This window comes from Cohnella phaseoli (assembly GCF_003386235.1).
GTDB classification, from domain to species: Bacteria; Bacillota; Bacilli; order Paenibacillales; family Paenibacillaceae; genus Cohnella; species Cohnella phaseoli.
On sequence record NZ_QRDZ01000005.1, the window covers coordinates 336,221 to 349,717 of the forward strand.

The 13,497-nt window shown below is 49.8% G+C and carries 11 protein-coding genes; all 11 read left to right on the forward strand.

What is annotated here, in order from left to right:
* Window positions 1–12 precede the first annotated feature (12 nt).
* The 11 genes from DFP98_RS09010 (at window position 13) to DFP98_RS09060 (ending at window position 13,364) form a co-directional block, all read left to right on the forward strand.
* Complete coding sequence (locus DFP98_RS09010) at window positions 13–897, forward strand: sugar phosphate isomerase/epimerase family protein (RefSeq protein WP_116060234.1); 885 nt, start codon at window positions 13–15, stop codon at window positions 895–897.
* Between the two features lie 264 nt (window positions 898–1,161).
* A complete protein-coding gene (locus tag DFP98_RS09015; protein WP_116060235.1) occupies window positions 1,162–1,374 on the forward strand; it encodes a cysteine-rich CWC family protein in 213 nt (70 codons plus the stop codon).
* Between the two features lie 110 nt (window positions 1,375–1,484).
* Complete coding sequence (locus DFP98_RS09020; protein WP_116060236.1) at window positions 1,485–3,233, forward strand: sensor histidine kinase; 1,749 nt, start codon at window positions 1,485–1,487, stop codon at window positions 3,231–3,233.
* A complete protein-coding gene (locus DFP98_RS09025) occupies window positions 3,230–4,921 on the forward strand; it encodes a response regulator (protein ID WP_116060237.1) in 1,692 nt (563 codons plus the stop codon). Before DFP98_RS09020 ends, DFP98_RS09025 begins: the two co-directional genes overlap by 4 nt.
* A 103-nt stretch (window positions 4,922–5,024) precedes the next feature.
* Window positions 5,025–6,713 carry an extracellular solute-binding protein gene (locus tag DFP98_RS09030; protein ID WP_116060238.1) on the forward strand — a complete coding sequence of 563 codons (1,689 nt, stop codon included), beginning with the start codon at window positions 5,025–5,027 and terminating at the stop codon, window positions 6,711–6,713.
* 101 nt (window positions 6,714–6,814) lie between these two features.
* Window positions 6,815–7,861, forward strand: coding sequence for a phosphotriesterase family protein (locus tag DFP98_RS09035; RefSeq protein ID WP_116060239.1), 1,047 nt, complete (start codon window positions 6,815–6,817; stop codon window positions 7,859–7,861).
* A 34-nt stretch (window positions 7,862–7,895) separates the two neighbouring features.
* Window positions 7,896–9,092 carry a M24 family metallopeptidase gene (locus DFP98_RS09040; protein ID WP_116060240.1) on the forward strand — a complete coding sequence of 399 codons (1,197 nt, stop codon included), beginning with the start codon at window positions 7,896–7,898 and terminating at the stop codon, window positions 9,090–9,092.
* Between the two features lie 12 nt (window positions 9,093–9,104).
* Window positions 9,105–9,482: a sensory rhodopsin transducer gene (locus DFP98_RS09045; protein ID WP_116060241.1), complete on the forward strand. Its 378-nt coding sequence runs from the start codon at window positions 9,105–9,107 to the stop codon at window positions 9,480–9,482.
* Between the two features lie 13 nt (window positions 9,483–9,495).
* Window positions 9,496–10,395 carry an ABC transporter permease gene (locus DFP98_RS09050; RefSeq protein ID WP_209074217.1) on the forward strand — a complete coding sequence of 300 codons (900 nt, stop codon included), beginning with the start codon at window positions 9,496–9,498 and terminating at the stop codon, window positions 10,393–10,395.
* A gap of 17 nt (window positions 10,396–10,412) precedes the next feature.
* A complete protein-coding gene (locus tag DFP98_RS09055) occupies window positions 10,413–11,297 on the forward strand; it encodes a carbohydrate ABC transporter permease (protein ID WP_116060243.1) in 885 nt (294 codons plus the stop codon).
* 27 nt (window positions 11,298–11,324) lie between these two features.
* The gene (locus DFP98_RS09060; RefSeq protein ID WP_116060244.1) at window positions 11,325–13,364 is read left to right on the forward strand and encodes a hypothetical protein; all 2,040 of its coding nucleotides are present in this window, start codon (window positions 11,325–11,327) and stop codon (window positions 13,362–13,364) included.
* Window positions 13,365–13,497: the final 133 nt, after the last annotated feature.

Below are 13,497 nucleotides of genomic sequence, written 5' to 3' on the forward strand. Positions count from 1 at the left end.
GGAGTGAAGGGAATGTCCGGTATCGTAACCCCTTGGAAAATCGGAGTCATCGTCGACAGCTTCAGAGTCGGCGTACGCGAAGGTTTGGTGAAAGCGAAAAACGTGGGAGCCGACGGCGTGCAAATCTATGCCGTTACCGGCGAGATGGACCCGGCGAACCTGTCGCCCGCTGCACGTAAAGAGTGGAAGTCGTACATCGAATCGCTCGGATTGGAAATTTCCGCACTCGTCGGCGATCTGGGCGGCCATGGCTTTCAGGACAAGCAGGCGAATCCGGCGAAGATCGAGAAGTCCAAGCGTATTCTCGATTTGGCGGTAGAGCTCGGCACGAACGTCGTTACGACGCATATCGGTATCGTGCCGGACGACAAGAACAGCGAAGTGTACGAAGCGATGCATCTGGCGTGCGACGAATTAAGCCGTTACGCGACGAGCATGAACGCCTTCTTCGCGATCGAGACCGGACCGGAAACTTCGGCGCATCTGAAGAGCTTCCTTGACGGACTCAGCTCCAGAGGCGTCTCCGTCAACTTCGACCCGGCGAATATGGTCATGGTCACCGGAGACGATCCGGCGCAAGGCGTCTACAACCTGCGCGACTATATCGTGCACACGCATGCCAAAGACGGTATTCGTCTGCGCGAAGTCGATCCGCGTCTGATTTACGGCGCGCTGGGCTTCGAGCCGCTTGACCACGAGAAGATCGCTCACGATGCGGAGTCGGGAGACGCATTCCGCGAAGTTCCGCTCGGCGAAGGCGGCGTCGATTGGGACGCTTACCTGAAGGCGCTTCGCGACATTGGCTACGGCGGCTACCTGACGATCGAGCGCGAGGTCGGCACGAATCCGGAAGCGGACATCTCCGCTGCGGTGAAGTTCCTGAAAGCGAGAATCTAGTCGTTGTGAAGAAGGCTGTCTCATAAGCCAACCAAGTTGCTGAAAAAGATAATCGACAATAAAGGTGCAAGGTGTATATATCTCCCTCCGATGCGATACGCTCCCGAAATCTGAATGGGTAAACCCGTTATAGGGTAATTTCAGGAGCGTATGAGGCAGTCTCCGGGAGGTATATACACCTTACTTTACATATCGATCGTTCCAGGCAACCTTGCTTATGGGACAGCTCCTTTTTTTGTCATTTTATCAGGGAGACGGACGGCGATGACAGGAAACGATGCGTTAACCATCGACCCGGGCAAATGCCCGCTGTGCGGCCAAAGCAATTCGTGCGGACAGCTTGCGGACAGGCCGCATGGTTCCTGTTGGTGCGCAAAAGCGGAGTTTCCGCCCGAAATATTCGATGCGATTCCCGCTGAATCGCGAAACAAAGCCTGTATCTGCGCGAATTGTTTGGCACGCTTCAAGAAGCTCTGACTGTTTGAAAATGCAAATTCGACCGGCCCATCGTTAGCGGGGACGGTTTTTTTGTCTTGGATAAAAATAGCGAGCGTCGTATACTGTGGAGAAAAAAAGGAGGGCCCGTCTTGATAGCGATAAAGCGAAGAATCGATAACATACCGATATTTCCGAAGCTTGTGCTTACTTTTCTGATCATCACCCTGCCGCTGTTCACGCTCAGCCTCGTACTGAACGATCTGGGCAAGCAAGAGGTCAAAAACCAAATCTCCAGCTCGATTACGATGAACATTCACTATTATTTCACGACGCTCGAGAAAGAATTGGAGCGAATTATTCGGAACCAGCAAGGCTTCATTAATGACGAGGATTTAATACAGCTTAGCAATTCCTTGACGATTTTATCTGATTATCAGCGTACGAAGACGATCAACGACTTGAAGCTTAAACTTACGGCTCTGAAGGAGTCCAGCATTTATATTAAAAATATTAGCGTTTATATCCGCTCGCTTAACGGCACAGTTTCGACCTCAAGCTTGGAAGAAGTGTCCGGCAACGGCGAGGAAGCGGAGGCGATCGCCAAGGCCACCTATACGAGCGGAATTCCGATTACCGTGTGGCAAGACCGCTTGTTTCTGAATTTAACTTACCCGCTTAACTTATCGAAAACAGAGAAGGAGCCTCAGTTCATTCAAAATATCGAACTATCTATGGAAGCGCTAACAGGCGCTTTGAATTCGTTTCCGCAGGAAGGCGGGGCTCTCCTGTTTAACGATAAGTGGCAAATTGCCAACGATAAGTACACCTCGCCGCAAGCGGAAATCAGGGAAGCGTTGACGGAGCGTATGAGGGAGTCGACGGCGTTTACGATGCAGGTGGACATCGGCAAGCAACCGTATATGGCCGTATATGAGAAATCGACGTTTCTGGACGCTTCACTCCTGTTCTACTTTCCGGAAAACGTGGTCGTAGGGCAATTAAAAACGTATGGCGTCTGGTTTTGGCTGCTTGTCGCCAGTTCGTTTATCATTGTGGTTCTGTTCTCCTACGGAATTTATCTGTTGATCCACCGTCCTCTTCAAAATTTGGTCAGACGTTTTCGGAGCGTGGAGGCGGGCGATTTCAGCGCCGTGCTTTCCTCGTCCCGGGAGGATGAGTTCGGATATATCTTTAATCGGTTCGAGAGGACGGTACTGAATCTGAAGACGCTGATCGACGAGCTTTACGTGCAGAAGATCCGTCTCCAACAATCCGAACTCAAGCAGCTGCAGATGCAAATTACTCCTCATTTCCTCTACAACAGCTTTTTTATTTTACATCGGTTGATCAAGAACGACGAGAACGAGACGGCCGAACTGATATCCAAAAATCTTGGCGACTATTTTCACTATATTACGAGGAACGGGCTGGAAGAGGTTCCGTTAGAGCATGAAGTCAACCACGTCCGTTCGTATGTGGAAATTCAGAACGTGCGGTTTTCAAGCCGAATTGTTGTAGATTTCGATCCGCTTCCGCCAAGTTTCCATGGGATATTAATTCCGCGTTTGATCTTGCAGCCGCTCGTGGAGAACGCTTATGAACATGGGCTCGGAGAAGTGGTGCGAGAGGGGAGATTGTCGATTCGGTTCGCTGTGGAGGCGGATAAACTCATCTTCTCGGTCGAAGATAACGGCGCCGGGTTGACGCAAGAACGACTGGCCGAATTGAACGGGGCGCTGCACCGGTCCGATGAAGGAGAAACCACGGGGCTGATCAATATCCACCGTCGCTTGAAGCTGAAGTACGGCGAACGCGGCGGGTTGGAGATCGGGCGGGGTTCCATGGGAGGCGCAAGAGTTCGAATTTATATCCCTAGCGACAAAGGAGAGCAAATATGAAACGAATACTCATCGTCGACGACGAGCCCATCATCGTCAACAGCATTTTTCGTATGCTGGAGGAAACCTCGCATCTGGACCTGGAGGCTTATCGCGCTTACAACGTTTACGAGGCGCTGGATCGCCTCAAGCAAACCCGTATCGACGTCGTTATTTCGGACATTCGCATGCCGGGAATGAGCGGAATCGAACTGCATAAGCAAATCATCGAGAGCTGGCCGCGCTGCAAAGTGATTTTTCTGACGGGCTACAATGAATTCGAGTACGCGCGTCATGCGATAAGGACTGGCGGGGTCGTGGATTACGTCTTGAAGAACGAAGACGACCACGCTATTGTATCCGCCGTGGAAAAGGCGTTCGCGGAGATGGAGAAAGCGGAAGACGGTGCCGTCCATATGCTGAGGGCAAGAAAGAAATTGCAGCTTGCGCTTCCGGCTTTGCAAAGAAATACGCTCTTCGACTTGATGCGCGATCCGTCATCCTCCTCGAAAGAAGTCGAGAAAAGATTCGAAGAGTCCGAGATTCTGTTAAAACCGGACAAAAAGGTATTTCTGGTTTTGGGAAGAGTGGACGAATGGATGGAAGGCGCAAGCGAAGCGGATCGTACGCTCTTTCTCGGCGCTTGCCAGAACATAGCGGAGGAATATTTGGCTCCAACAGTCGAGAGCGTATCCGTAACCTTCGAATCCGGCAAGCTTGCATGGTTTATGCAGCCCAAATCCTATGCGGGGAAGGGTGAATTTGAAGAGGTTGGGGAAGAAGAGCGTTGGGCCTACGAGCACATGAAAACAAGAGTATACGGCATTTTGGAAGCCGTTCAACAGACGTGCAAACAGCTGCTGAAGCTATCAATCTCTTTTGTTATGGCGCGAGAGCCTTCCGAATGGAGCCAGGCAGGCGCGCAATTTTATTTTCTGAAAGCCTTGCTCGGACAGAGCTCGTATAACGGGCAAGAGCTATTAATCCAGGATTCGAATCAGCTTGGGCTTCGTTCGGCGTCCGACCGAGACATTCCCTTCTCGGAATCTCAACACAATAAAAAGCAATTCGAGCTTTTGGAGCAGTATTTGGCAGGCGGGAAACGAGACAGCTTTCACCGGCTTTACGGAGAAATCGCCAATCAAGTCGCTTTGCCCGAATACCCTTATCGGCTGGAAACCTTCCATATCTTATCGCTGAATCTGATTTCTTATGCGATTCGGGTAGGGCTGTTCCATGAGCTGTTCATGAAAATGGATCTTGGTAAAACGACGCAATACGACGCGCACGAATGTTGGGAAGAGGCCATTGCTTACTTAGCAGCGGTAGCCGACTATCTTCTGGACTATCGCGAACCCGCGCCCGAAGAACAAAGCGAACGGCTGATCGCGACTATTCATAACTATGTTCAGGCCCATCTCGGCGGAGACCTCTCTCTGACTCGGTTATCTATGGTCGTTCACCATAGTCCGACTTATTTATCCCGTATCTACAAGCGAATGACCGGAAGAATGCTGTCGGATTACATCACCGAAGAGCGGATGAACAAAGCGAGGGATTTACTGGCGCAATCCGATCTCAAGATTCAAGAGATCGCGACTCGAGTCGGCTACGAAGCCGCCCCTCAATTCAACCGTTCGTTCAAGAAAACGTTCAAAATGACGCCGCAGGAGTACAGAGATCTGAGTTACCGGATTAACGACGAATAGATCAGCGCAACAAATGTCAAGGAAAGCAACAATGGCAAATAGCTACGCTATTTGCCATCTTCTATACTTACGGAGCAGGCAAAAATAAGTAGGGGGATACGACATGAAGAGGAAGTCCGTAAAATGGATCGCGATGACCGCACTGGTGTGCATGCTTGTACTTGCTTCGGCTTGCACGAAGCAAAACGAAGGAAATAACGCGCAACCAACGGGTACACAGGATGTCGGCTCGAAAGAAAGCGCCGCGAATAGCGGAGGAGAAACCGTGGTTGAACCGATGGGCAAGATCGATCCGCCTATCGAGGTGACGGCGATAAGAACGTTGGATTCAACGACGAAGTTTGAAAACGGAGAAACGATCGAGAATAACGCTTGGACGAAATTATACGAGAACGAATTCGGAATCAAGCTGAAATATTTATGGGTTTCCGATCCGACGCAATATGAGCAGAAATTCAACATTGCCATGGCTTCCGGTCAATTGGCGGATATTATGCCCGTCAATGGCATTCAATTTAATCAATTGGTTGAAGCCGATCAATTAGCCGATCTAACTGAGGCGCTCGAAAAGTACGGTACTCCTCTTGCAAAAGAGATGTTAAAGAAGGATGGCGGAGTTGGTCTTGAATCGGCTACGTTTAACGGCAAGCTGTTGGGATTGCCGGTGAACCCGGGCTCATTCGATTTCGCTTCCCTGCTTTGGATCCGTACGGATTGGCTGGAGAAGCTTAATCTGCCCGAGCCGAAAACGATGGAGGATGTATTCAAAATCGCGGAAGCTTTTGTCAATCAGGACCCGGACGGAAACAATAAGAAGGATACTCAGGGATTGGGAGCCACTAAAGAATTCTACGGCTTAGAACCGGGTCTGGACGGATTCTTCAACGGTTATCACGCCTATCCGAAAAGCTGGGTTGCGGATGCATCGGGCAATCTTGTATACGGAAGCATTCAGCCTGAAATGAAGCAAGCGTTAGAAAAGCTGCAGCAGTTGTATAAAGACGGGTACATTGATCGCGAGTTCGGAGTCAAAGATAAAGAGAAATTCATCCAGAATGTAAATTCAGGCAAGTTGGGAATGTTCTATGGCGCCGACTGGTCGCCGCTGCTGTTCTTGGACGGAAAAGCGCTGGATGAAAAAATGGAATGGAAGCCGTTCGCGCTGCCATCGATCGATGATCAGAAAGCTAAGCCGCAAACCCCTTACAATGTAAATCAATATTACGTCGTTCGCAAAGGGATGGAGCACCCGGAGGCCGCGGTAAAAATGCTTAACGCAGCCAGCTATCAATGGGATAGAACGAAGTATCCTCTCACCGACATGAACCAAAATGGGGATGTCGCCAAATGGCAGTATGCATTGGTGCAAGCGGCCAATCCCATTCAGAACGTCGAGTTGTACGAGGACGTGAAGAACGCGCTAGAGAAGCAGGACGAATCTCTTCTGAATGTGGCGAGCAATCCCGGTCAAGCGAATTTCTATAAAGCGCTTAACGATTTCAACAACGGCGATCAGTCCGGATGGGGATATACCCGATTCTACGACGCGATAGAATTACTCTACGACTACCACAAGAACGATGGATTCCATATGACCGAATTTATTTCCGGTCCTACGCCGACGATGGTCGAGAAACAAGCGACATTGCTGAAAATGGAGCTGGAAACGTTTACGAAAATTGTAATGGGAGAGTCTTCGATCGATGCTTTCGACGAATTCGTGGCGAATTGGAAGAAACTTGGCGGGGATACCATTACGGATGAAGTAGCTAAGTGGAAAGCTAGCAGATAACGTATTCATTCCCGGGGAGTCCTCCTTGCGTAGCGATTGAAATTTAAGAGGAGAAGCTTCCCGGGACGTATGAAACACGAGTAAGCAGGAGGCGAAAAGGAATGTCCGTTATGACCGTAACGGGAAGCGTTCGAGCGGATAGCTTGGGATGGGTATTGCCGCATGAGCACGCTTTTATCGATTTGCGAAGACTGGTACCAACTGTTAGCGAAATCTCGCGTAAGAAATTGGCGCAGGAGCAAGTCGATCTCACGAATATCGGAAAATTAATGCGTAATCCGTATGCGGTTCTGGACAACGCGGTAATTGACGATGAAGGCTTCGTAAGGGACGAGTTGTTGAAGTTTAAGAAAGCGGGCGGAACGACTTTCGTAGATCTTACGCTTCGCGATATCGGCAGAGACCCCGCTTTGCTCGTCGGGTTATCAAGGGAGCTGGATATCAAGATCGTAGCCGGCTGCGGTTACTACATTAACAAGTCCCATCCCGGCGACATGGACGGGAAGACCGTGGAGGGAATCGCCGAAGAGCTATTGTCGGAGATCAGATACGGTATGGACGGAACGGATATTAAAGCAGGCGTTATAGGCGAAATCGGAACAAGCGAGATCGTCTATCCGAATGAAAAGAAAACTCTGATCGCATCGGCGATCGTTCAGAAGGAAACCGGTCTTGGTTTGCATGTGCATACGGACCTGTACGCAACGAACGGTTATGAAGTCGTAAACATTCTTACCGAGCATGGCGCTGCGGCTGAAAAGATATGTATCAATCACATTGATGTGGATATCAAGATGGATTATATAAAGGACCTTCTTAATCTAGGCGTTTACGTGGAGTTCGATAATTTCGGCAAGGAATTTTATGCGGACAAGAGGGACAGAAGCGTCTTAAGGGGACTCTTCGCCAGAGACATTGAGAGAGTCAGAGCGATTAAGCAACTCATTGATGCGGGCTTTCTTTCGAAAATATTAATCTCCAACGACGTTTGCCTGAAAACCTGTTTGCACCGGTATGGCGGTTGGGGGTATGACCACGTCCTTACGAACATTATTCCCATGATGGAAGACGAAGGGATTACATCCGAGCAGATTAAGATTTTAATGTGCCGAAATCCGGCCGAGTTTCTGGACGACGGCAGAGATTGAGGTCAAAGAGGTAAACCTGAGGAGGCGCTGTTTCATGTTCAAAATTTCTAAAGAAGAATTCGCTGCAAGAGTCGATAAATTAAAAACTCTGATGAAAGAGCGCGAGATGCAGGCCTGTTTGATCTACGGCGATGAGTACAGGAAGGAAAATTTGCGTTACATGAGCAATTATTGGCCTTTGTTCGAACGAGGGGCCGTCATGGTTACTCTGACAGGCGAGCCATTCGTGATCGCCGCGCCCGAAGGCGAAATGTTCTGCCGCGAGATGAGCGCCTGGTCGGATGTGCGGCTGCTTCCGGAATTCGCTTGCGTGACCGTACCGGATAAGATCGAATATCCGCAAGCGCACTATACGAGCCTGACCGAGATTCGTCAGGAGATACAGGGAAAAGAACCCTTACTCCGGATAGGAATCGTCGGCATCGATGCGATGCCGGAGCCTTTAATGAAGGTCATCGCGGACAGCTTCGCAGACATCGAAATCGTGGATGCGAACGATCTGTTGTTCAAACTCAGAATGACGAAGACGGCGAGCGAAGTCGCCTGTTTGCAAGAAGCGGCAAGGATTGCCGACGAGGGCTACAAGCTTATGATCGAGCGGGCGAAGCCGGGGATGACGGAGCTTGAACTGGCCTCTCTTGCTTATGGAGAATGCACGAAACAAGGCGCGGAGAATATTCCGTTCTGTCTCCTAACGAGCGGGAAGCGAGTCGATACGATTATCGGAAGAGCATCGGGCAAAGTGATCGAAGACGGAGATATGATTATGGCCGCTTTAGCGGTCCAGGTCGAGGGATACGTGGCTACGGTAAATTTTCCGTTTGTCGCAGGCGAGATGAGCGAGGAACAAAAGGCGTTTATCGACATTCTGGTCGAGGCCGAGAATCAAGCATTAAGCAAAATAAAAGCCGGGGCAAATCAGAACGAAGTGGTACGGACGGTCAAAGGGTACTTCAAAAAGATGAACGTCACCGAATACGACCTGTACCCTCCTATGCACGGCTGCGGGCTTGCGGAAGCCGAATCTCCTTACCCGGACGAGAACTCCGAAGCGATTTTCGCTGCGGGAATGACTGTAAATATGGACGTGAGTCTTTTCGGACATCCGCACGGTTCCAACCGGATCGAAGAAAGTCTGCTCGTAACCGAAGCCGGATACGAGTCGATGTCGAAGCTGGTCAGGCATTTAAGTAAAACCTGGAAGGAATCGGCGACGATTTCGGTTTGCTAAGGAGAATTGGACATGAGCAAAGAGGGAGCCAAAAACTGGTACGTCGTCGATGGGTATTTGCCTTATAAGGGCAAAGTCGACGATGACATTTTCGAAGGCCATGAAGCGATCATGATTTTGAATTGCCACGATGAAGATGCGGAAATCTTCATGGATATTTATTACGAGGATCGCGATCCTGACGAAAATATTAAAATTGCTTCGCCGGCCAAACGGGTCAAATGCATTCGAATGGACCACCCGGAAGAAATCGGAGGAATTCGGCTCGATAGACAACGCCAGTATTCGCTGCGGTTCAGAAGCAATATCGAAGTCGTTATCCAGTATGGCAGGATGGACATTGCCCAATCCAATCTAGCTTATATCGGGATGATGGGATACTCGGAATAAAGGAATGAACAAGATGAATATGAAGAAAACGAAACGCGAGCTGCCGCTGCATCTGATGCTCGTACCCGGAGTGCTCATCCTATTAATCTATTGCTATTATCCGATGGTCGGTTTCGTTATCGCCTTTCAGAAATTTATTCCCATCAACGGCTTGTTCGGCTCCGATTGGATCGGTTTGGGAAACTTTCGCTATGTGCTGCAAATGCCGGATATATGGCAAGTGCTCGGCAATACCGTGTTCATCGCTTCTATGAAGATTCTCTTGGGCTTAGCGGTACCTATTCTAGTTGCCGTCTTATTAAACGAATTGAAGCACGTGCTCATTAAACGGGGAGTTCAGACGCTTATCTATTTGCCGCATTTTCTATCGTGGGTAATTCTCGGCGGCGTGCTCGTCGATATTTTATCGCCTTCCGAAGGAATCATTAATCAGCTTCTGAATGCGGTCGGCTTGGATTCGATCTTTTTCCTGGGCAGCAACAAATGGTTTCCGGCCGTGCTTATTTTCTCCGACGTCTGGAAGGAATTCGGGTTTAGCACGATCGTATTTCTGGCCGCCATTACGGGTATCAACCCGTCTTTATACGAAGCGGCTATTGTGGACGGTGCGAATTATACGAGACAGGCGTGGCATATTACGCTGCCGGGAATGGTGCCGGTCATCGTTCTGATGGCTACATTAAGCTTAGGCAACGTTCTGAATGCCGGTTTCGATCAGGTATTTAACCTGTACAGTCCGAGCGTATATCAAAGCGGGGATATTCTGGACACGCTAATCTACCGTATCGGTTTGCTCGATGCGCAGTTCGGCGTTGCGACCGCAATCGGCTTATTCAAATCGTTCGTTTCGTTCGTGCTCATCACGATATCGTATTTCTTGGCGTATCGTTTGGTCAACTATCGCATTTTCTGACGAGAGGAAGGTTTCCAATGCAACATCGGGTGTCCGTTGGCCGAAAAGTGTTCGTCGCGGGAAACTACGCTTTTCTCGTTGCGCTTTCCTTGCTTTGCCTGCTCCCCTTGGTTCAGGTGCTGTCGATCTCGTTTAGTTCCAGCGCGGCGGCATCGGCGGGGTTGGTGAAACTGCTTCCCGTCGATCTGACCTTTTCTTCTTATAAGTATATTTTGCAGAAGCAAGAATTTATTAGCTCATTCGGTATCACGTTCCAGCGGCTTGTTCTTGGTTTTAGCATCAATATGAGCTTATCGCTTCTATGCGCTTATCCGCTTTCCAAAGAACGCAAGGATTTAAGGATTCGCAGCTATTATGCTTGGTTTTTCGTATTCACGATATTGTTCAGCGGCGGCCTTATTCCAACGTATATGGTAGTCAGCATGACAGGTTTGATCGATACGATCTGGGCACTCGTCATTCCGAGCGCGGTTTCCGTATTCAATGTCATTCTGCTGCTTAATTTCTTTCGGGGGTTACCCAAAGAGATCGAAGAATCGGCCTTCATGGACGGGGCGGGACATTGGCTCGTCTTGTGGAAGATGTACGTGCCCATGTCTTATCCGGTCCTGGCCACCGTATCTTTGTTTACAATGGTTTTTCATTGGAACGCTTGGTTCGACGGACTGATCTATATGAATTTCCCGAAAAATTATCCGCTCTCGACTTATTTGCAGTTGTTGGTCATCAATAGCAATCCTATGAAAATGGATCCGAAAAATTTAGCGGGCATTCTTGAAATTTCCGAACGTACGACGAGGGCGGCGCAAATCTTTTTGGGCGCGCTTCCGATTCTTATCGTCTATCCTTTTCTGCAGAAGTTTTTCGTGAAAGGGATCGTGCTCGGAAGCGTCAAGGGATAACCGAATCCCATAATTAAGAGGTGCGAGATGAAAGCCGCGAGTTATGAAAAATGGATCTGGATCGAATTAATCGGGTTCGATAATCGGGAAAGCGATTATGGAGTTGCCGCTTATTTAGATACGGTAGGGTTCATACCGGAAAGTATCTTCCTTCTCTTATACACGCCCGACTTCGTGCATGCGCATAAAGGCATGGACACGGAGTGGCATTTGCCGATGGAGGCGTGCTCTTACGGTGCGCGCCCTTACGGCAAGCTGCACGATAGACAAGAGTGGACCAACTTTCAGTTGCGCAGTCTGGTAACGGAATTACAGAAGCATGGAATCGACGTCTACTGCAGCTTCTTCGATATTTATCAATTCCATGTCGGAGATACGCTGCGCGCAAGCGAATGGTGCGCCGCTCATCCGGAGCTCTACGAGATGAGGAAGTCGGGAGAAGCCTTCCCGGCAATCAATCCGCTTAAGCGTTTAAAGGATGGAAGCTGGTATGAAGACTTGTTCGTTCAAGATCTAATGAAAGTAATGTCGGATTATGGTTTTGACGGTTACCATGGCGCCGACGGATACACCAGTCCGCGGCTTAGCCTGGCGGAGACGGATTACTCGGATGATATGGTCGAGCAGTTCATCGCGGCTACCGGAGTCGACATTCATACAGGATTAGCAGCTCGTTGCGACGGAAATCCGCTCGATATGGAACAGCGTGCCGATTGGATTTGGAATAATAAACGTCTGGAATGGATTCGATTTCATTGCGAACGATGGGGTCGATTATGGGACAAAATCATGTCCGCCATTCGCAAGGAAGGGAAGAAGGCCTATCTGAACACGGCTTGGACCAGGGATCCTTTTGAAGCGATATATCGCTACGGCGTCGATTATCGCAGGCTTTCGGATTCGGGGATCGATGGGTTTGTCGTCGAAACCGTCGGAGCATCGCTCTCCGCCGGAGCGGGAGAAACGGAATACGAGCCGGGTGCCGAATTTGCGGCGATGCTGTTATCTATTAAAGCTTATGTGCCGGAGCAGAAGCTGGTCTGCTTAAATGCGATCCAAGATACGAACGAGCAATGGGATGCCTTGAGCCATGCGCCGACCGTGCTGGAACGGGATATTTACTCTTTGGCTAACCTGTATTTGCAAAATTCGTCGGGGATAAGCCGCTGTTCCGGAGGTTTTATGGCTTGTCTCGGGGATGGGATTAGCCGGGATGGATGGAATTGGATAGCCAAACGGTGGGATGGAGCGTTCGACGGAGAGCCCCTTCGGACTGCCGGTGTCCGCATGGTGTGGTCCGATCGGCTGCTTCACCGATCTTTGGAGGATTATTCCGAAACCCGTCATTGGCCGGTTCACAAATATATGACGGAATTGATCTCCCGAGGCGCTCCTCTGCATACGATCGTTAACGTGAAGGATATCCCCGAAACCGATGGACCGATTCTCGTTACTCTGCTGCATCTATTGCCCGACGAGGAATTGCAAAGCGTTCTTGCTTATCGGAACGGTTCGTCCGTTCTGATCGGCAGGATGACAGAGCGTATATCCCGGATCCAGACAATCGCCAATTGGCGAATAGATTGCGAGATTAACGGGTTATTCTGCGTAACAAGGGATTGCAGCGGTGAAGCGGTAGAAGCTTTTGCGATGGAGCATAGCGCCGATTTCGAACGACAAGAGGAGCGCCAGCGTTCCGGGTTCAAGGAGGGAGTGTCCTGGCTCAACAGCCTCTATTTCAGTCCGGTCAGCGAAGCGTTCTTGAGCAAATGCGTCGAGGGAATTATCGATCGGACGAACGTACCCAAGTCGTTGAAGAACGAGGCATTCATTCGCGCTGCCGTACTGGAGACGCTTCCCCATCGCTGGCGAATCCTCATTTCCAATCTGCACATGAATTACAAGTCGGCGCATCTTGATGCGGGTCGTCCCATCGACAAGATCACCGTCTTAACCGATTTCCCCGGAGTTCCGGTCCATCCGCGAGGCTCGGAATTCAGCTTATATGTACCCGGAAGGGGAATCGTCATGATTGAGCTCGAGTTGCAGGCTAGCGGGGATGAGTAGATTGCGTTCGGTATTGGGAGAGCAGCGAGCAATACGAGTATTGAAGTTAACCAATCAATAAATGACAGCCTCTAAGGGGAAGCCCATGAGGCTGTTGTTTTTTTCGTATGGAACCGCTTATTGAGAAGTCGGC

What these genes read in the sequence shown, in the direction of transcription:
- DFP98_RS09030 (WP_116060238.1), top strand. Translation starts at nt 5,025, where the DNA reads ATGAAGAGGAAGTCCGTAAAATGGATCGCGATGACCGCACTGGTGTGC.
- DFP98_RS09035 (WP_116060239.1), top strand. Translation starts at nt 6,815, where the DNA reads ATGTCCGTTATGACCGTAACGGGAAGCGTTCGAGCGGATAGCTTGGGA.
- DFP98_RS09025 (WP_116060237.1), top strand. Translation starts at nt 3,230, where the DNA reads ATGAAACGAATACTCATCGTCGACGACGAGCCCATCATCGTCAACAGC.
- DFP98_RS09045 (WP_116060241.1), top strand. Translation starts at nt 9,105, where the DNA reads ATGAGCAAAGAGGGAGCCAAAAACTGGTACGTCGTCGATGGGTATTTG.
- DFP98_RS09060 (WP_116060244.1), top strand. Translation starts at nt 11,325, where the DNA reads ATGAAAGCCGCGAGTTATGAAAAATGGATCTGGATCGAATTAATCGGG.
- DFP98_RS09040 (WP_116060240.1), top strand. Translation starts at nt 7,896, where the DNA reads ATGTTCAAAATTTCTAAAGAAGAATTCGCTGCAAGAGTCGATAAATTA.
- DFP98_RS09010 (WP_116060234.1), top strand. Translation starts at nt 13, where the DNA reads ATGTCCGGTATCGTAACCCCTTGGAAAATCGGAGTCATCGTCGACAGC.
- DFP98_RS09055 (WP_116060243.1), top strand. Translation starts at nt 10,413, where the DNA reads ATGCAACATCGGGTGTCCGTTGGCCGAAAAGTGTTCGTCGCGGGAAAC.
- DFP98_RS09015 (WP_116060235.1), top strand. Translation starts at nt 1,162, where the DNA reads ATGACAGGAAACGATGCGTTAACCATCGACCCGGGCAAATGCCCGCTG.
- DFP98_RS09050 (WP_209074217.1), top strand. Translation starts at nt 9,496, where the DNA reads ATGAATATGAAGAAAACGAAACGCGAGCTGCCGCTGCATCTGATGCTC.